General features: G+C 59.2%; 17 protein-coding genes. 2 read left to right on the forward strand and 15 right to left on the reverse strand.

Going from position 1 to position 18,830, the window contains the following annotated elements; translation table 11 throughout:
* Positions 1-13: 13 nt before the first annotated feature.
* The 14 genes from nuoF to ACFZPT_RS15230 form a co-directional block, all read right to left on the reverse strand.
* Positions 14-1,372: an NADH-quinone oxidoreductase subunit NuoF gene (gene nuoF / locus ACFZPT_RS15165; protein WP_034098702.1), complete on the reverse strand. Its 1,359-nt coding sequence runs from the start codon at positions 1,370-1,372 to the stop codon at positions 14-16.
* Positions 1,369-1,866 (reverse strand): NADH-quinone oxidoreductase subunit NuoE, encoded by a 498-nt coding sequence (nuoE, locus tag ACFZPT_RS15170; protein ID WP_003174721.1) that lies wholly within the window; start codon positions 1,864-1,866, stop codon positions 1,369-1,371. Before nuoE ends, nuoF begins: the two co-directional genes overlap by 4 nt.
* A 2-nt stretch (positions 1,867-1,868) precedes the next feature.
* Entirely contained in the window at positions 1,869-3,653 is a 1,785-nt protein-coding gene (gene nuoC, locus ACFZPT_RS15175; protein WP_379555476.1) for an NADH-quinone oxidoreductase subunit C/D, read from the reverse strand.
* 72 nt (positions 3,654-3,725) lie between these two features.
* Positions 3,726-4,400, reverse strand: coding sequence for an NADH-quinone oxidoreductase subunit B family protein (locus tag ACFZPT_RS15180; RefSeq protein ID WP_003219572.1), 675 nt, complete (start codon positions 4,398-4,400; stop codon positions 3,726-3,728).
* Between the two features lie 10 nt (positions 4,401-4,410).
* Positions 4,411-4,824, reverse strand: coding sequence for an NADH-quinone oxidoreductase subunit A (locus tag ACFZPT_RS15185; RefSeq protein WP_003219575.1), 414 nt, complete (start codon positions 4,822-4,824; stop codon positions 4,411-4,413).
* A 637-nt stretch (positions 4,825-5,461) separates the two neighbouring features.
* A complete protein-coding gene (gene aceA / locus ACFZPT_RS15190) occupies positions 5,462-6,787 on the reverse strand; it encodes an isocitrate lyase (protein ID WP_003174717.1) in 1,326 nt (441 codons plus the stop codon).
* 506 nt (positions 6,788-7,293) lie between these two features.
* A complete protein-coding gene (locus ACFZPT_RS15195) occupies positions 7,294-8,031 on the reverse strand; it encodes a secretin N-terminal domain-containing protein (RefSeq protein ID WP_034098697.1) in 738 nt (245 codons plus the stop codon).
* 217 nt (positions 8,032-8,248) lie between these two features.
* Positions 8,249-8,671, reverse strand: coding sequence for a GNAT family N-acetyltransferase (locus ACFZPT_RS15200; RefSeq protein ID WP_034098695.1), 423 nt, complete (start codon positions 8,669-8,671; stop codon positions 8,249-8,251).
* Positions 8,664-9,830 (reverse strand): cupin domain-containing protein, encoded by a 1,167-nt coding sequence (locus tag ACFZPT_RS15205; RefSeq protein ID WP_034098693.1) that lies wholly within the window; start codon positions 9,828-9,830, stop codon positions 8,664-8,666. The genes ACFZPT_RS15200 and ACFZPT_RS15205 overlap by 8 nt, the downstream gene beginning before the upstream one ends.
* Positions 9,831-9,913: 83 nt before the next feature.
* Positions 9,914-11,284, reverse strand: a complete 1,371-nt coding sequence (gene purB / locus ACFZPT_RS15210; RefSeq protein ID WP_034098692.1) for an adenylosuccinate lyase — start codon at positions 11,282-11,284, stop codon at positions 9,914-9,916.
* Between the two features lie 125 nt (positions 11,285-11,409).
* Entirely contained in the window at positions 11,410-12,033 is a 624-nt protein-coding gene (gene hflD, locus ACFZPT_RS15215) for a high frequency lysogenization protein HflD (protein ID WP_034098690.1), read from the reverse strand.
* Positions 12,030-13,154, reverse strand: a complete 1,125-nt coding sequence (mnmA, locus tag ACFZPT_RS15220; protein ID WP_034114184.1) for a tRNA 2-thiouridine(34) synthase MnmA — start codon at positions 13,152-13,154, stop codon at positions 12,030-12,032. Before mnmA ends, hflD begins: the two co-directional genes overlap by 4 nt.
* A gap of 59 nt (positions 13,155-13,213) precedes the next feature.
* The gene (locus tag ACFZPT_RS15225; protein WP_034114183.1) at positions 13,214-13,660 is read right to left on the reverse strand and encodes an NUDIX hydrolase; all 447 of its coding nucleotides are present in this window, start codon (positions 13,658-13,660) and stop codon (positions 13,214-13,216) included.
* A 219-nt stretch (positions 13,661-13,879) separates the two neighbouring features.
* Positions 13,880-16,105: an NADP-dependent isocitrate dehydrogenase gene (locus ACFZPT_RS15230; RefSeq protein WP_379555479.1), complete on the reverse strand. Its 2,226-nt coding sequence runs from the start codon at positions 16,103-16,105 to the stop codon at positions 13,880-13,882.
* Between the two features lie 493 nt (positions 16,106-16,598).
* Between ACFZPT_RS15230 and icd the strand changes: the two genes are divergently transcribed.
* The gene (gene icd, locus ACFZPT_RS15235) at positions 16,599-17,855 is read left to right on the forward strand and encodes an NADP-dependent isocitrate dehydrogenase (protein WP_034098676.1); all 1,257 of its coding nucleotides are present in this window, start codon (positions 16,599-16,601) and stop codon (positions 17,853-17,855) included.
* A 73-nt stretch (positions 17,856-17,928) separates the two neighbouring features.
* Here icd and cspD read toward each other — a convergent pair whose 3' ends face one another.
* Complete coding sequence (gene cspD, locus ACFZPT_RS15240) at positions 17,929-18,234, reverse strand: cold shock domain-containing protein CspD (protein ID WP_034098674.1); 306 nt, start codon at positions 18,232-18,234, stop codon at positions 17,929-17,931.
* Between the two features lie 224 nt (positions 18,235-18,458).
* Between cspD and clpS the strand changes: the two genes are divergently transcribed.
* Positions 18,459-18,827 carry an ATP-dependent Clp protease adapter ClpS gene (gene clpS, locus ACFZPT_RS15245; protein WP_010567912.1) on the forward strand — a complete coding sequence of 123 codons (369 nt, stop codon included), beginning with the start codon at positions 18,459-18,461 and terminating at the stop codon, positions 18,825-18,827.
* The last annotated feature ends 3 nt before the right edge of the window (positions 18,828-18,830 follow it).

Genomic DNA, 18,830 nt, shown 5'->3' on the forward strand with positions numbered 1-18,830 from the left:
GCCTGTTTAAGCGTTACGCACCGACCATGGTCGGTGATACCACCTGATTGAGATCGCCTGCGCGGGTTGGCGCGATGCCGGCCTCGAATTCAGAGCGGAAGTATTTGATTGCGCTGCCCAATGGCTCCACGGCGCCCGGTGCGTGAGCACAGAAGGTCTTGCCTGGGCCGAGGAAGCCGACCAGACCCAGCAGGGTCTCGATATCACCCTCGCGGCCTTCGCCTTTTTCCAGGGCCATCAGCAGCTTGACGCTCCACGGCAGGCCATCGCGGCATGGGGTGCAGAAGCCGCAGGATTCACGGGCGAAGAACTGCTCCATGTTGCGCAGCAACGAGACCATGTTGACGGTGTTGTCCACCGCCATCGCCAGGCCCGTACCCATGCGGGTGCCCACCTTGCCGATGCCGCCGGCATACATTTGGGCGTCGAGGTGTTCGGGCAGCAGGAAACCGGTACCGGCACCGCCTGGCTGCCAGGCTTTCAAGGTGTAGCCGTCGCGCATGCCGCCGGCGTAGTCTTCGAACAGCTCGCGGGCAGTCACGCCGAAGGGCAGCTCCCACAGGCCAGGATTCTTGACCTTGCCGGAGAAGCCCATGAGCTTGGTGCCCATGTCTTCGCTGCCTTCGCGGGCCAGGGATTTGTACCAGTCCACGCCGTCGGCGATGATCGCCGGCACGTTGCACAGGGTCTCGACGTTGTTCACGCAGGTCGGCTTGCCCCACACGCCCACGGCGGCAGGGAAGGGCGGCTTGGAGCGCGGGTTGGCGCGACGGCCTTCGAGGGAGTTGATCAACGCGGTTTCTTCACCGCAGATATAACGCCCGGCGCCGGTGTGCACGAACAGTTCGAAGTCAAAACCCGAACCGAGGATATTCTTGCCCAGCAGGCCGGCGGCCTTGGCTTCTTCCACGGCACGGTTGAGGTGCTTGGCGGCGGTAGTGTATTCGCCGCGCAGGAAGATGTAGCCACGGTAGGTCTTCAGTGCGCGGGCACTGATCAGCATGCCTTCGATCAGCAGATGGGGCAGTTGCTCCATCAGCATGCGGTCTTTCCAGGTGTTCGGCTCCATTTCATCCGCGTTGCACAAGAGGTAGCGGATGTTGATGGATTCGTCCTTGGGCATCAGGCCCCATTTGACGCCCGTGGGGAAGCCTGCACCGCCGCGGCCTTTGAGGCCAGCGTCTTTCACGGTCTGGACGATATCGTCCTGGGCCATGTCGGCGAAGGCCTTGCGCGCTGCGGCGTAACCGTTCTTGGCCTGGTACTCGTCAAACCATACCGGTTCGGCATCGTCACGCAGGCGCCAGGTCAATGGGTGAGTTTCGGGCGACCGCTGGATGCGGTTGGCCGGGCCGAAAGAAGTCAGGGTCATGGGTAGCCCTCGAGCAATTGGGTCACGCCAGCAGGCTGCACGTCACCGAATGTGTCGTCGTCGATCATCAACGCCGGCGCCTTGTCGCAGTTGCCCAGGCAGCACACCGGCAGCAGCGTGAAGCGGCCGTCCGGGGTGGTCTGGCCGAGGCCGATGCCCAGCTTGTTCTGGATTTCGCTGACCACGGATTCGTGACCGCCGATGTAGCAGACCATGCTGTCGCACACGCGAATGATGTGGCGGCCGACCGGCTGACGGAAGATCTGGCTGTAGAACGTGGCCACGCCTTCAACGTCGCTGGCGGGAATGCCGAGGATCTCGCCGATGGCGTAGAGGGCACCGTCCGGTACCCAGCCACGTTCCTTCTGGACGATCTTCAAGGCTTCGATCGACGCCGCGCGCGGGTCTTCGTAGTGATGCAGCTCGTGCTCGATGGCCGAGCGCTCGGTTTCACTCAAAGTGAAACGGTCTGTCTGGATAAGCGTGCTGTTCATGCTTAGCGGTCCACGTCGGCCATAACGAAATCGATACTACCCAGGTACGCAATCAAGTCCGCGACCATCTCGCCTTTGATCACCGAAGGGATCTGCTGCAAGTGGGCGAAGCTTGGGGTGCGAATCCGGGTGCGGTAGCTCATGGTGCCGCCATCGCTCGTCAGGTAATAACTGTTGATACCCTTGGTCGCTTCGATCATCTGGAAGGATTCGTTGGCCGGCATGACCGGGCCCCACGAAACTTGCAGGAAGTGCGTGATCAGGGTTTCGATGTGCTGCAGCGTGCGCTCTTTCGGCGGCGGCGTGGTCAGCGGGTGATCCGCCTTGTACGGGCCTGCCGGCATATTGCGCATGCACTGCTCGATGATTTTCAGGCTCTGGCGCATTTCTTCGACGCGTACGATGCAACGGTCGTAGGCATCGCCGTTGGCCGCCAGCGGTACTTCGAACTCGAAGTTCTCATAGCCGGAATACGGGCGTGCTTTACGCAGGTCGAAATCGCAACCGGTGGAACGCAGGCCAGCACCGGTGACGCCCCATTCCAGGGCTTCCTTGGTGTTGTACTGAGCGACGCCGATGGTACGACCCTTGAGGATGCTGTTGTCCAGGGCGGCCTTCTGGTACTCGTCCAGACGCTTGGGCATCCACTCGACGAACTCCTTGACCAGGCGCTCCCAGCCGTTCGGCAGATCGTGGGCCACACCACCAATGCGATACCAGGCCGGGTGCAGGCGGAAACCGGTGATGGCCTCGATGACCTTGTAGGCGCGCTGACGGTCGGTGAAGGTGAAAAACACCGGGGTCATGGCGCCGACGTCCTGGATATAGGTACCCAGGAACAGCAGGTGGCTGGTGATGCGGAAGAACTCGGCCATCATGATGCGGATGGTGTCGACGCGGTCTGGCACCTTGATGCCGGCCAGCTTCTCGACCGCGAGCACGTACGGCAGGTTGTTCATCACGCCGCCGAGGTAGTCGATACGGTCGGTGTAGGGGATGAAGCTATGCCAGGACTGACGCTCGGCCATCTTCTCGGCGCCACGGTGGTGGTAGCCGATGTCCGGTACGCAGTCGACGATTTCTTCGCCGTCCAGCTGCAGGATGATGCGGAAGGCACCGTGGGCCGAAGGGTGGTTAGGACCCAGGTTGAGGAACATGTAGTCCTCGTTGGCGCCGGAACGCTTCATGCCCCAGTCTTCCGGGCGGAAGCGCGCGGCCTCTTCTTCAAGCTGCTGCTTGGCGAGATTGAGGCTGAACGGGTCGAATTCCGTGGCACGGGCCGGGAAGTCCTTGCGCAACGGGTGACCTTCCCAGGTCGGCGGCATCATGATGCGCGACAGGTGCGGGTGACCCGGGAAGTCGATGCCGAACATGTCCCAGACTTCGCGCTCGTACCAGCTGGCATTCGGCCAGATGCCGGTCACGGTTGGGATGCTCAGGTCGCTCTCGGACAGCGCGACCTTGATCATCACATCGCTGTTACGTTCCAGCGACATCAGGTGATAGAACACGGTGAAATCGGCGCCGCTCGGCAGCCCTTGACGCTTGGTGCGCAGACGTTCATCCACGCCATGCAGGTCATAGAGCATGACGTACGGCTTGGGCAGGTTGCGCAGGAAGGTCAGGACTTCGACGAGCTTGGCGCGCGCCACCCACAACACCGGCATACCGGTGCGCGTGGCCTGGGCGGTGAAGGCGTCAGGGCCAAAACGGTTATTGAGTTCGACGACCACATCCTGGTCGTCTGCCTTGTAAGGCGGGATGTACAGAGCACTGCCTGTAGTCATGGTTTTTTATCGCTTTCGGTCAACGTAAAGAATGAAGCCAGGTTTTCGTTCTATGAAAGAAGCGGCGCTGGATCAGACTTCGTCGGGGCTGCGCAGGTTGGTGACCTGAATACGCTGTTCGCGGCGCTGTTCCTTTTGTGACGGCATCTCGGCGCGGTATACGCCTTGATCCCCGACAACCCAGGAAAGTGGGCGACGCTCCTTGCCAATCGATTCCTGCAACAGCATCAAGCCTTGCAGAAATGCTTCAGGACGGGGCGGGCAGCCAGGCACGTAGACGTCCACGGGCAGGAACTTGTCCACCCCCTGGACCACGGAGTAGATATCGTACATGCCACCGGAGTTGGCGCACGAACCCATGGAGATAACCCACTTCGGCTCGAGCATTTGCTCGTAGAGACGCTGAATGATCGGCGCCATCTTGATAAAGCAGGTACCGGCGATAACCATGAAATCCGCCTGGCGCGGCGAGGCCCGGATCACTTCGGCGCCGAAGCGCGCAATGTCGTGGGGCGCCGTGAAGGCGGTGGTCATTTCCACGTAGCAGCACGAAAGGCCGAAGTTGTACGGCCACAGGGAGTTCTTACGCCCCCAGTTGACCGCGCCACTCAGCACGTCTTCGAGTTTGCCCATGTAGATGTTTTTGTGGACTTGATCTTCTAACGGATCGGAGACGGTTTCCCGTTCGCCGATGGGGTACTGCTCGTTAGGAGCATCCGGGTCGATCCTGGTGAGATTGTATTGCATCGCCAAAGCCTCATTGTTTCAGCTTCGCTTGCCGCTTGCGACGAGCTTCCGGAGCCCAGTCAAGGGCGCCCACTCGGAACAGGTAGACAAGACCTGCCAACAGAATTGCTATGAAAACGAGAGCTTCGACGAATCCGGTCCAGCCGCTTTCGCGGACGGACACAGACCAGGCAAAGAGAAAGAGGGCTTCGATATCGAAGATCACGAACAGCATCGCGACCAGATAGAATTTGGCTGAGAGCCGCAAGCGGGCGCCACCTGTAGGTAGCATGCCGGACTCGAACGGTTCGTTTTTGCTGCGGCCCCAGGCTTTTGACCCGAGGAGGCTGGAGACGCCGAGCATGAAGGCACAGAGGCCGACAACACCGAGGAGGAAAATGGCAAAGCCCCAGTTGTGGGCCATGAGTCCTGTCGCTTCGGTCATGCTGGAAATCCTTAACAGAGAGCAAAGGTCTCTGAGCTCGAAAAAAGTAACGATGCAGTGACGATATGTCGCAGCGTAGTCAATCGCGGTGATTTTATGGCTAAACACCGGGCAAGTAAAATTCCGATGGCGAAATTATTCGATGGAATAAGGACATAGTGCACCTTTGTGGGGCTGCAGCCCTTGTGGCGTGGGCATTAGCGGGCATTTGATCAATTGTGTTTTGTTTAGGTTGTAACGAAGTTTCTATGTTCTAAATGATAATGAATATTGTTTGGGCGAGTTTTAAGCGGGTGGTCATGGTGTGGCGAGGGAAGTTGCCGTTACTTGCTCGGTTACCGCTAGTTGTTGGAGCGGAATTTTTAACCGATTTATCTGCAACGAATACCGCTCTGGATCAAGATTTTGTACAAAATCTTCAGGTTGCAAGGTTCCTCATGCGGGAGGGGGGGGGGGGGGCCGATGGCTGAGTGTCAGGCTATAGCTTTCTTGCTGATCCCCCTCTATCGAGGGCAAGCCCGCTCTCTGATGAGGTGTGTGCGGGCAAAAAAACGCCCCGAACCAGTCGGGGCGTCAGATCGTGCGGCACTGCGGTTAGCTTTTTAAGAAGTCCGCCGTGGCCGTGTACTCACATCGATCAGTGAAACTGCTCTTCTTCGGTCGAACCGGTCAGCGCGGTCACGGACGAGGTGCCGCCCTGGATCACGGTGGTCATGTCGTCGAAGTAGCCGGTGCCCACTTCCTGCTGGTGAGCCACGAAGGTGTAACCCTTGGCGGCGTCAGCGAATTCCTGCTCTTGCAGCTTCACGTAAGCGGTCATGTCGTTGCGGGCGTAGTCGTGCGCCAGGTTGAACATGCTGTGCCACATGTTGTGGATGCCAGCCAGGGTGATGAACTGGTGTTTGTAGCCCATGGCGGACAGTTCGCGCTGGAACTTGGCGATGGTCGCGTCGTCCAGGTTCTTCTTCCAGTTGAAAGAAGGCGAGCAGTTGTAGGACAGCAGTTGGTCCGGGTATTCCTTCTTGATCGCTTCGGCGAAGCGACGGGCTTCGTCCAGGTCCGGCTTTGCAGTTTCGCACCAGATCAGGTCGGCGTACGGGGCATAGGCCAAGCCGCGGGCAATGGCTTGATCCAGACCTGCGCGCACTTTGTAGAAACCTTCCTGGGTACGCTCGCCCGTGACGAACGGCTGGTCGTACGGATCGCAGTCCGAGGTCAGCAGGTCGGCAGCGTTGGCGTCGGTGCGGGCCAGGATGATGGTCGGCGTGCCGGCAACGTCAGCAGCCAGGCGCGCCGCGGTCAGTTTCTGTACCGCTTCTTGGGTCGGTACCAGTACCTTGCCGCCCATGTGGCCGCATTTCTTCACCGACGCCAGTTGGTCTTCGAAGTGCACGCCGGCAGCGCCGGCCTCGATCATGCTCTTCATCAGCTCGTAGGCGTTCAGTACGCCGCCGAAACCGGCTTCGGCGTCAGCCACGATCGGCGCGAAGTAGTCGATGTAGCCTTCGTCGCCTGGGTTCTTGCCGGCTTTCCACTGGATCTGGTCGGCGCGACGGAACGAGTTATTGATGCGCTTGACCACGGTCGGTACGGAGTCCACCGGGTACAGCGATTGGTCGGGGTACATGGATTCAGCGGAGTTGTTGTCCGCCGCCACTTGCCAGCCGGACAGGTAGATCGCCTGGATACCGGCTTTTACCTGCTGGACTGCCTGGCCGCCAGTGAGGGCGCCCATGCAGTTGACGAAATCTTTGTCGGGACGGAAGGATGGCTTGGCACCTTGAGTGACCAGGTTCCACAGCTTCTCGGCGCCGAGTTTTGCAAAGGTGTGCTCAGGTTGAACCGAGCCGCGCAGGCGGACGACGTCAGCAGCGGAGTAAGCGCGGGTCACGCCTTTCCAGCGTGGGTTCTCAGCCCAGTCTTTTTCAAGGGCTGCAATTTGCTGTTCGCGTGTCAGTGCCATGGGGAAAAACCTCGTCGCGTCTTTGTGGAAAATCTACTGGGTTGAACATTCCGTTGGCCAGCCACTGTAGTCAGTGCGTGGTCATGGCTGCTCGCTGATCAGAAGCGTAGGCGGTCAGGTCAGGTTCGACGGGGTAGGCGACAGGATGAACGATGGCTCAAGGGGGAGTTGAGCAGGTAAGGGCAGACTGCGAACGGTCTTCGGGCGTCGTGGGCCTTTGTACGATCCATCAGTGTGTTGCCGGGTTACCTGGTTAGCTTCCGTCCCTCGGGACAACTTCGTTCCAGTCGCAACCTCGTCAAACACGCCTTGTGGGCGGTACAGACACGAATCGGCTCGGGTGGGTAGCTTGGAGCGACGATCCGAAGGCCCTTGCCAGGGCCCCTGATTAGCGGGAGCGAGGCCATCATGCCCAGGCTTTTTTCGATCGTCAAATGTTTTGTAGTGCTTTTTTTCAGGCACTACATCTTTAGTCTAATACGACTCGTCAGTCAGTTTTTGGTGCTTCAGTTCAGGGTGTCGACCTTGACCCGCAATGTCAGGTCATCGCGGCCCTGCGTAGAGTAGGTGCGGGTTGCGGAGGTTTTATCGGCCTGAGTCTGGCGATTGATGCCGGCCAGAGGAATCCACTCGCCCAGGCGGCCGCTGATGGTTGTGTCGGTGCTTTGCACGTTCACTACATCGGGACGTTCCTGGCTCATGCGGTCACGGTTGGTACTGATCGCCAGGTGTACGGTGTCGCCGGTGACGCTGGCGGTGACATAGAACCCTTGGGTGACGTTGCGATACTGGGTCTGGTTTTGCAGGCGCCCGTAGCTGTCTTGCGAGGTGGTAGTCAGCGGGACGCTCTGGCCGACCTGGATCAGTGCGGGCACGCCTTCACTGGCCTGGATCTGCTGAATGCCGCCGTCGCGGCTGACGGTGCCGTAGCTGATGATGCGGGTCTGGCTGTCGCCGGTGTCCTGCTGATTGTTTTCATTGGTGTCGACGGTGATCAGCAGGCGCTTGGCTGGCGTATCCAGTTGTGCCAGCAGGGTGCGTAATCCCTGCACTTTGTCGGGGGCAGCGTTGACGATCAGCTGGTTGCCATAGGCGCTGACCGTACCGTCCTTGCCGATAAAATTCTGCGCCACCGGCAATAGGTCGGCGCTGGTGCGGTTGCTCAGGTTGAGGACTTCGGTGTCGGCGCTGGCCGAGACGCTTACAGCCAGGAGGAGGGCGGTGAGCAGGGTGCGTAGGTGCATGTCCGTTATCTCTGCGAGTCAATTAGGCGTGATAGTGCCAGTTTGTCGGCCTGGGCGGTCGCTTATTGAATCGTAGACGGCAAAATGCCCCGCATGGCAGGGCATTGCTGGTGGTGCTGAAATAGCTATCGGGGGCAAGCCCCCTCCCACATGTTGACCCTGTACATTTCAAATGTGGGAGGGGGCTTGCCCCCGATAGCAGCGACGCGATCTCGAATCAGGCTCCGCGCACCATATCGACATGGGGAATCCCGACTTCCAGGAATTCATCGCTGACGATCTCGAAACCCAAGCGCTCATAGAACGGTGCGGCATACACCTGGGCGCTGAGGAATTGCTTGGTCTGGCCACGTTTTTCAGCCGCTTCGATCACCGCCTCCATCAGCTTGTCGCCCACCTTCAGACCGCGCCAGTCCTTGAGTACCGACACGCGGCCGATCTCGCCGCTGGGCAGCAGGCGCGCGGTACCAATCGGAAAGTCACCCTCGTAAGCGAGGAAATGCATGGCATCTGCGTCGTCGGAGTCCCACTCCAGTTCGGGTGGGACCGATTGTTCAGCGATAAACACCGCTTCACGAATGCGCCGAATCTCAGCGATATCCTTATGCCAGTCCGCGACACTTACGTGAATCTTATTCATCGGCAAATCCCAGGCTTCCTTGCTTCACCAGTTCGCACAGCAGGGCGCGACCGTCTTCGTCCGCCAGCCACGGGCCGAGGTTCTCGGCGTGCAGGGCATCGGCGGAGCAAATCATTTTCAGCAGTTCGCGCAATTTACCCGGCAGGTAGCGACTCTGGCCGCTGGCGAACAGCAGCACGTCATCGTCCACTTCCGACCAGGCCATGCGCGCGCTCGGGTTGCGCACCAGAATCGCGCCGTCCTGCAGGCTGGCGACGAAATCTTCTTCGCCCAGCTCTTCGCCGGCTACCAATTCCGGATAGCGCGGCTCGGTCATGAATTGGCCGAACCAGGTCAGCAGCATGCGCTCGTCGCTCATATGCTCGGCCAGCAGGCTCTTGAGGCGATCGAGGGCGTCGCTCTGGATCTGGTGCGGGTCGCTGACCGGCTGGACGTCGGCGTCGGTGTAGCGCTCTTCGTCGGTCAGGTATTGAGCGAGGAAGTCGGTGAAGTGGGTCAGCACTTCGGCTGCGCTTGGGGCGCGGAAGCCGACGGAGTAGGTCATGCAATCGTCTTCGGCAATGCCGTAGTGGGCCAGGCGCGGTGGCAGGTAGAGCATGTCACCCGGTTCCAGTACCCATTCGGCGCTTTCTTCGAATTCAGCCAGGATGCGCAGGTCGGCATGTTGCAGCAGCGGGCTCTCGGAGTTGCACATCTGGCCGATCTTCCAGTTGCGTTTGCCTTGGGCCTGCAGCAGGAACACATCGTAGTTATCGAAGTGCGGGCCGACGCTGCCGCCGGGCGCGGCAAAGCTGATCATCACATCGTCGATGCGCCAGCTTGGCAGGAAGCGGAACTGCTCTAGCAGTTCGGCCACTTCCGGTACGAACTGATCGACCGCTTGCACCAGCAGGGTCCATTCGCGCTCGGGCAGTGTGCTGAAGGCGTCTTCGGCAAACGGGCCGCGGCGCAGTTCCCATGGACGTTCGCCGTGCTCGATCACCAGGCGCGATTCGACTTCTTCTTCCAAGGCCAGGCCGGCCAGTTCGTCGGCGTCGATGGGGCTTTCGAAGTCAGGGATGGCCTGACGGATCAGCAACGGTTTTTTCTGCCAGTAGTCGCGCAGGAATTCCCGTGCCGTGATGCCGCCCAGAAGTTGAAGAGGGATATCAGGATTCATGTGTAACCTATTGAAAAAAAGCACTTTTCAGACTGGAATAAAAACGCCCGGCGCGGCCGGGCGTCTCAAGGGTCTTGCTTGGATCAGATGCGCTTGGCCTGGGCCACGGCATTACCGATGTAGTTGGCCGGGGTGAGCAGTTTCAGCTCGGCCTTGGCAGCAGCTGGCATATCCAGGCCATCGATGAAAGTTTGCAGCGCTTCAGGGCTGATGCCCTTGCCACGCGTCAACTCTTTGAGCTTCTCGTAGGGGTTTTCGATGTTGTAGCGACGCATCACGGTCTGGATCGGCTCGGCCAGTACTTCCCAGCAAGCGTCCAGGTCAGCGGCGATTTTCTGCTCGTTGAGTTCCAGTTTGCTGATGCCTTTGAGGCTGGCTTCGTACGCGATCACGCTGTGGGCGAAGCCCACGCCGAGGTTACGCAGTACGGTGGAGTCGGTCAGGTCGCGCTGCCAGCGGGAGATCGGCAACTTGCTGGCCAGGTGCTGGAACAGGGCGTTGGCGATGCCGAGGTTGCCTTCGGAGTTTTCGAAGTCGATCGGGTTGACCTTGTGCGGCATGGTCGACGAACCGATTTCGCCGGCAATGGTGCGCTGCTTGAAGTAGCCCAGGGAGATGTAGCCCCAGATATCGCGATCGAAGTCGATCAGGATGGTGTTGAAGCGCGCGATGGCGTCGAACAGCTCGGCGATGTAGTCGTGCGGTTCGATCTGTGTGGTGTACGGGTTGAAGCCCAGGCCCAGCTCGTCTTCGATGAATGCACGGGCGTTGGCTTCCCAGTCGATCTCGGGGTAGGCCGACAGGTGGGCGTTGTAGTTGCCCACGGCGCCGTTGATCTTGCCCAGCAACGGCACGGCGGCCACTTGGGCGATCTGGCGCTCCAGGCGGTAGACCACGTTGGCCAGCTCTTTGCCCAGAGTGGTAGGCGAGGCCGGTTGGCCGTGGGTGCGCGACAGCATCGGCACGTCGGCGAAACGGATCGCCAGCTCGCGGATAGCGTTGGCGGTCTGGCGCATCAGCGGCAGCATCACGTCATCACGGCCTTCGCGCAGCATCAGGGCGTGGGACAGGTTGTTGATGTCCTCGCTGGTGCAGGCAAAGTGGATGAACTCGCTGACCTGGGCCAGTTCCGGCAGCTTGGCTGCTTGCTCTTTGAGCAGGTACTCGATGGCTTTTACGTCGTGGTTGGTGGTGCGCTCGATCTCTTTCACACGCTCGGCGTGCTCCAGGGAGAAGTTTTCCGCCAGGGTGTTGAGCACGGCGTTGGCTTCGGCGGAAAACGCCGGCACTTCGCTGATGGCGGGGTGAGCGGCCAGGCGCTGGAGCCAGCGCACTTCAACCAGAACGCGGGCACGGATCAGGCCGTACTCGCTGAAAATTGGGCGCAGGGCCTGGGTTTTGCCGGCGTAGCGGCCGTCAACAGGGGAAACCGCAGTGAGCGAAGAGAGCTGCATGGGGTGTTCTCGGACAGTCGGGCAACGAAATGGGGCGCGTATCATACATGAAAAAATCCGCCGGTCCGTCGCCAACTGACCGGCGTATTACGCGTAACGGCTTGAAAACAGCCTGCTGCTGCGACTTATTCGTTGCGCATCAACGGGTAAAGCTCTTTAAGCAATTTGCGACGGCTGATGACCAACTGCCAACGATGACCGCCCAACTGGCGCCATAACCGCGCCGAACGAATACCGGCCAGCAACAGGGCGCGGATTTTCGACGCGTTGTTGGGTTGTTGCAGGTTGCGCATGTCGCCATGTACCTGGATACGCTGGCGCAGGGTGCTCAAGGTGTCTTGGTACAGCGCACCACAGGCGGCGATCACGTTTTCGTGGGCCGGGCCGAAGTGCTCCACCTGGGACTGGATTTGTGGCAGACGCTTGCCGATGGTCTCCAGCATGTCCTCGCGCTTGGCCAATTGGCGCTCCAGACCGAGCATCGACAGGGCGTACCGCAGTGGCTCGCGTTGCAAGGTGCTGGGGTCGCGTTCCAGGGCGCCGATCAGGGCGCGATAACCTTCGCGCAGCGCCAGATCGTCGCCGCCGTAGACTTCCAGGGTGTCCTTGGGGTCGCGGATCAACAGGCTGCCGAGCATGCAGGTCAGGCCAGCCTCGCCGACCTGGCCGGTCTTGGCGATCTTGTCCACCAGCACGGCGGCCAGAAATACGCCGCCCAGTGCGGTCAATTGCTCCTGGATCGGGCTCATGCCGGGTTGCTCCAGGGTTCGGCGACTTCGATCACGCCACCGCCCAGGCAGATCTCGCCGTCATAGAACACCACGGACTGGCCAGGGGTGACAGCGCGTTGCGGGTCATCGAAGGTGGCGCGGTAGCCGTTGGCGGTTTTTTCCAGGGTGCAGGCCTGATCGCTCTGGCGATAGCGCACTTTGGCGGTCAGGCGGCGCGGGGTGCTGAGGTCGATCGGGTTGACCCAGTAGATCTCCGACGCCAACAGCGCGCCGGAGAATAGCAGCGGATGTTCATTGCCCTGGCCGACGATCAGCACGTTGTGCTCCAGATCTTTGACCAGCACGTACCACGGCTCTTCACCGGCGTCTTTTAAGCCGCCGATCCCTAGGCCCTGGCGTTGACCGATGGTGTGATACATCAGGCCATGATGACGGCCAATGACTTCACCTTCGGTGGTCTTGATCTCGCCCGGTTGTGCTGGCAGGTATTGCTTGAGGAAGTCGCTGAAGCGGCGTTCGCCGATAAAGCAGATCCCGGTGGAATCCTTCTTCTTGGCGGTGGCCAGGCCGTGCTGCTCGGCAATCTTGCGCACTTCGGGCTTTTCCAGTTCGCCCACGGGGAACAAGGTCTTGGCGATCTGTTCGCCACCGACGGCATGCAGGAAGTAGCTCTGGTCTTTGTTCGGGTCCAGGCCCTTGAGCAGTTCGGTGCGCCCGTCGATATCGCGACGACGCACATAGTGGCCTGTGGCAATCAGGTCGGCACCGAGCATCATGGCGTAGTCGAGGAACGCCTTGAACTTGATTTCGCGGTTGCACAGGATGTCCGGGTTCGGCGTGCGACCAGCCTTGTATTCGGCCAGGAAGTGCTCGAACACGTTGTCCCAGTACTCGGCGGCGAAGTTGGCGGTGTGCAGCTTGATACCGATCTTGTCGCACACGGCCTGGGCATCCGCCAGGTCGTCCATGGCGGTGCAATATTCCGTTCCATCGTCTTCTTCCCAGTTCTTCATGAACAGGCCTTCCACCTCATAGCCCTGCTCCATGAGCAGAACGGCGGAAACGGAAGAATCCACGCCGCCGGACATGCCGACGATGACGCGCTTCTTTTGTGTGTCAGAGGGGGCTGGATCACGCATAGGGTTTCAACGGGTGTCTTGAAAAAGGACGCGATTCTAACAGGCTGCGGCCTCTAAGGCTAAAGAGAAGGGCGGATCAATTCGAGACTGTGGCAGTGGCCGGCCAGATAATCATCGATACAGCGAATGATCAGCTCGCTGCGCCAGTCCTCGCGCAGGTCCATCAGTTCGTCGCGAGTGAGCCAGCGGGCGCGCATGATGCCTTCGTCGAGCTGATAGTCGGGATGGTGTTTCAGGGCCTTGGCGATGAAGCACACACGCTGGTAGGTCACGCCGTTGCTCGGGGCGGTGTACAGGTAGATGCCGACTATGCCGGTGGCTTCGACGTCCCAGCCGGTCTCTTCGAGGGTTTCGCGTACGGCGGCTTCGGTCAGGGTTTCATGTGGATCGAGGTGGCCGGCAGGCTGATTGAGTACGGCGCGACCGCCCTTAAGTTCTTCGACCATCAGGAACTTGCCATTGTCTTCGACGATGGTGGCGACGGTGATGTGGGGTTGCCAGGTCATGGAGGCCTCGATTAAAGATATGACGCGGTGTTTGAGCAGAATTGCGGCCAGTGTAGGAGGGGGCTTGCCCCCGATGACGGTGTGTCAATTAGCAATAGCTAGACTGATCCATCGCCATCGGGGGCAAGCCCCCTCCCACATTTGATCTGGTTTCTTCAGTTGAGCGCTGGAAACAGAAACCCCGGCACTGGGCCGGGGCTTCATTGCATCCTTACAACCTTACTTCAACTTGGCAATCGCCGCGTTGAACGTGTTGCTCGGGCGCATGGCCTTGCTGGTCAGCTCAGGGTTCGGTGCGTAGTAGCCACCGATGTCCACTGGCTTGCCCTGTACGGCATTGAGCTCGGCGACGATGGTCGCCTCGTTCGCAGCCAGGGTTTTGGCCAGTTCGCCGAACTGTGCTTGCAATGCCGTGTCTTCGGTCTGAGCGGCCAGGGCCTGGGCCCAGTACAGCGCCAGGTAGAAGTGGCTGCCGCGGTTGTCGATGTTGCCGACTTTGCGCGATGGCGACTTGTTGTTGTCCAGGAACTGACCGGTGGCCTGGTCCAGGGTCTTGGATAGTACCAGGGCCTTCGGGTTGTTGTAGGTGACGCCCAGGTGTTCGAGGGACGCGGCCAGGGCCAGGAATTCACCCAGGGAGTCCCAGCGCAGGAAGTTTTCTTCCAGCAATTGCTGTACGTGCTTCGGTGCAGAGCCGCCAGCGCCGGTTTCGAACAGGCCGCCGCCGTTCATCAGCGGCACGATGGACAGCATTTTGGCGCTGGTGCCCAGTTCCATGATTGGGAACAGGTCGGTCAGGTAGTCACGCAGGACGTTGCCGGTCACCGAGATGGTGTCCAGGCCCTTGCGTGTGCGTTCCAGGGTGAACTTCATCGCGTCGACCGGCGACATGATGCGGATGTCCAAACCTTCGGTGTTGTGGTCTTTCAGGTAGGCCTGAACTTTCTCGACCACCACGCCGTCGTGGGCGCGCTTAGGGTCCAGCCAGAAAATGGCCGGGGTGTTGCTGGCGCGGGCGCGGTTGACGGCGAGCTTGACCCAGTCCTGGATCGGCGCGTCTTTGGTCTGGCACATGCGGAAGATGTCGCCAGCTTCGACGCTCTGTTCCATCAGCAGGTTGCCCTTGCTGTCGGTGACGCGGACCACGCCGTCAGCCTTGATCTGGAACGTCTTGTCGTGGGAGCCGTACTCTTCGGCTTTCTTGGCCATCAGGCCAACGTTCGGAACGCTGCCCATGGTGGTTGGGTCGAACGCGCCATTGGCCTTGCAGTCTTCGATGACGGCTTGGTAGATGGTGGCGTAGCAACGATCCGGGATCACAGCCTTGGTGTCGTGCAGTTGGCCGTCGGTGCCCCACATTTTGCCGGAGTCACGGATCATGGCCGGCATCGAAGCGTCGACAATTACGTCGCTCGGCACGTGCAGGTTGGTGATGCCCTTGCCTGAGTTGACCATCGCCAGGGAAGGGCGAGCGGCGTAAACGGCCTGGATGTCGGCTTCGATCTGCGCTTGTTGGTCGGCCGGCAGGGTCTTGATGCGAGCGTACAGGTCGCCGATGCCGTTGTTCAGGTTGAAGCCGATCTGTTCCAGTACGGCGGCGTGCTTGGTCAGGGCGTCTTTATAGAACTCGGCAACGATCTGGCCGAACATGATCGGGTCGGAGACCTTCATCATGGTGGCTTTGAGATGGACCGACAGCAATACGCCTTTTTGCTTGGCGTCTTCGATCTCGGCGGCGATGAACGAACGCAGGGCGTTCTTGCTCAGCACGGCGCTGTCGAGGATTTCGCCAGCCTGAACGGAAGTCTTTTCCTTCAGCACGGTGGCGGTGCCGTCTTTGGCGACCAGCTCGATCTTCACGGCGTCAGCGGCTTCGATTTGTACGGCTTTTTCGCTGCCGTAGAAGTCGCCGTTGCTCATGTGAGCGACGTGGGACTTGGAGTCTGCCGCCCAGGCGCCCATTTTGTGCGGGTGCTTGCGTGCGTAGTTCTTGACCGACAGCGGCGCGCGGCGGTCGGAGTTGCCTTCGCGCAGTACCGGGTTTACGGCGCTGCCTTTGACCTTGTCGTAACGGGCACGGGTTTCTTTTTCCGCGTCGGTGGTTACGGTTTCCGGGTAGTCCGGAAGGGCGTAGCCCTGGGCCTGCAATTCTTTGATCGCCGCCTGCAGTTGAGGGGTCGAGGCACTGATGTTAGGCAGTTTGATGATGTTGGCTTCAGGAGTTACGGCCAGGTCGCCCAGTTCGGCGAGGTGGTCCGGTACAGCCTTGTTACCCAGTTGCTCGGGGAAGCTTGCGAGGATGCGCCCGGCGAGGGAAATGTCGCGGGTTTCCACGGCAATATCAGCGGAAGCGGTGAAGGCCTCTACGATAGGCAGCAGTGAATAGGTGGCGAGGGCTGGAGCTTCGTCGGTGAAGGTGTAGATGATCTTCGAGCGGGTGGGCATATTCGGATTAACTCTCTTCTTTGCTGAAAGCGTGCGCAGAAACTCGAGATGCGCCGGGTGGAGCGCGTTCGTTCAAAGTCATCCATGAGCGAAATATCGAGGTTTCTTCGCGGTGATGTTGGGTTGCATCAGTCGAGCGTCAAGCGGGTGGACTATTGTAATAGTCCTGCTTTCTGGCGGAGGGCCCGGTTCTAGAGCGGTCTGCCGGCGTGACTCTTGGGTCAGCGGCGGCATTATACATAGGTCGCTATGCTTACGCTGAGCCTTCATACAAAAGGTGGGTCGTCCATTGGTCTAAAGGTCGCAGGTACTGGTTTACGCCTAAAGTCGCACGATGTGCTCAAGATTGGCGTTTTTCCCTTTGCTTTCAGGCTTGTAGGCGACAATTTATGCTGTTTTCGATGCAAATGAGCATGGCGCAAGGTTTCGGTCGCCATTTATCTGGAGTAGGCTCGAACGCAGCCAGATGTTCAATCCAACGATGGAGTTCAGCATGGGATACAAGAAGATTCAGGTTCCGGCAGTCGGCGACAAAATCACCGTCAACGCAGACCATTCTCTCAATGTTCCTGACCACCCGATCATCCCGTTCATCGAGGGTGACGGCATTGGCGTCGACATCAGCCCGGTGATGATCAAGGTCGTCGACGCAGCGGTTGCCAAGGCTTACGGCGGCAAGCGCAAGATTTCCTGGATGGAGGTTTATGCCGGCGAGAAAGCGACACAGGTTTACGACCAAGATACCTGGCTGCCTCAGGAAACCCTGGACGCAGTTAAGGACTACGTGGTGTCGATCAAGGGCCCGTTGACTACCCCGGTGGGTGGCGGTATCCGTTCGTTGAACGTTGCCCTGCGTCAGCAACTCGATCTGTATGTGTGCCTGCGCCCTGTGCGTTGGTTCGAAGGCGTGCCCAGCCCGGTGAAAAAGCCTGGCGACGTGGACATGACCATCTTCCGTGAGAACTCCGAAGATATTTACGCCGGTATTGAATGGAAAGCCGGTTCGCCGGAAGCGATCAAAGTGATCAAGTTCCTTAAGGAGGAAATGGGCGTCACTAAGATTCGCTTCGACCAGGACTGCGGGATTGGCGTCAAGCCGGTGTCCAAGGAAGGTACTCAGCGTCTGGCGCGTAAAGCCCTGCAATATGTCGTGGATAACGACCGTGACTCGCTGACCATCGTGCACAAAGGCAACATTATGAAGTTCACCGAAGGTGCCTTCAAAGAATGGGCCTACGAAGTGGCTGCGCAGGAGTTTGGCGCGACTCTGTTGGATGGCGGTCCTTGGATGCAGTTCAAGAACCCGAAAACCGGCAAAAACGTGGTGGTCAAAGATGCGATTGCTGACGCCATGCTCCAGCAGATACTGCTGCGCCCAGCCGAATATGACGTGATCGCGACCCTTAACCTCAACGGTGACTACCTGTCCGATGCCCTCGCGGCGGAGGTGGGTGGGATTGGTATCGCGCCAGGCGCCAACCTGTCCGACACCGTGGCGATGTTCGAAGCCACCCACGGCACAGCGCCCAAATATGCGGGCAAAGATCAGGTCAACCCAGGTTCGCTGATTCTGTCGGCGGAAATGATGTTGCGCCATATGGGCTGGACCGAAGCTGCGGACTTGATCATCAAGGGCACCAACGGGGCGATTTCGGCCAAGACCGTGACCTATGATTTCGAGCGCCTGATGGAGGGCGCGAAGCTGGTGTCGTCGTCAGGCTTTGGTGATGCGTTGATTTCGCATATGTAAGGCAGGCTAAAAAACGGCCATTCTGCAGAACCAGAATGGCCGTTTTTTTTGCAGGCTATTTACCCAAATGTGATCAGGCCAGTTGCTTATTTTGTTTAGAGGGCTGGTCTTTTTTGGGCTGTTTTTCGTGCGTAACGTCGTGGGCCGTCCCAGGCGCTGCCGCGCAGGCCGCACAAATTGCGACGGCATGCAGTCCCTTTGGCCCCTGAATGATCTCGAACTCCACGCTTTGGCCTGCTTTCAGCGTCTTGTAGCCGTCCATGGTGATCGCTGAATAGTGCGCAAAAAGGTCCTCGCTTTTACCTTCTTCATTAATAAAGCCATATCCCTTGGCATTATTGAACCACTTGACCTTGCCTTTGATCTTGACGCCAGACATAACCCATTTCCTTCTGCACCAGACTCCATCACTGGAGTATCATCCAGTTTATCCGTCCTAACCCGAATAAATAAGGTTGACTGCGCGGACCTTTTTTACCCACTGTGGGTTCTATTGGTTGTAACACCGATTTGCCGATAGTCAAGGCGACCAATCGCTCAGCGTTGAAATTCTGACAGGTTGCCCCCACCACTGTATTGAACAACTGACGAACCTTTCTTTCCATGCATGCAATCAGCCAGATTCGACTAACATTCAATCAGGATCGACCGGATCACGAACACGATGACGACGGTTCTGCAGGCATTGCTGTTCAGGAGGCCAAGCCTGCCTTACAGGCGCCGCCGATGTACAAGGTGGTTTTGTTCAACGATGACTACACACCGATGGATTTCGTGGTCGAAGTGCTCGAGGTGTTTTTTAACCTGAACCGCGAGTTGGCGACCAAGGTAATGCTGGCCGTTCATACAGAAGGACGGGCAGTATGTGGAGTGTTTACCCGCGACATCGCCGAGACAAAGGCCATGCAGGTCAACCAGTACGCCAGGGAAAGCCAGCATCCGCTACTCTGTGAAATCGAGAAGGACGGTTAACGC

The sequence above is a fragment of the Pseudomonas sp. MD330_10 genome, from assembly GCF_042610415.1.
Taxonomy (GTDB): domain Bacteria; phylum Pseudomonadota; class Gammaproteobacteria; order Pseudomonadales; family Pseudomonadaceae; genus Aquipseudomonas; species Aquipseudomonas rhodesiae.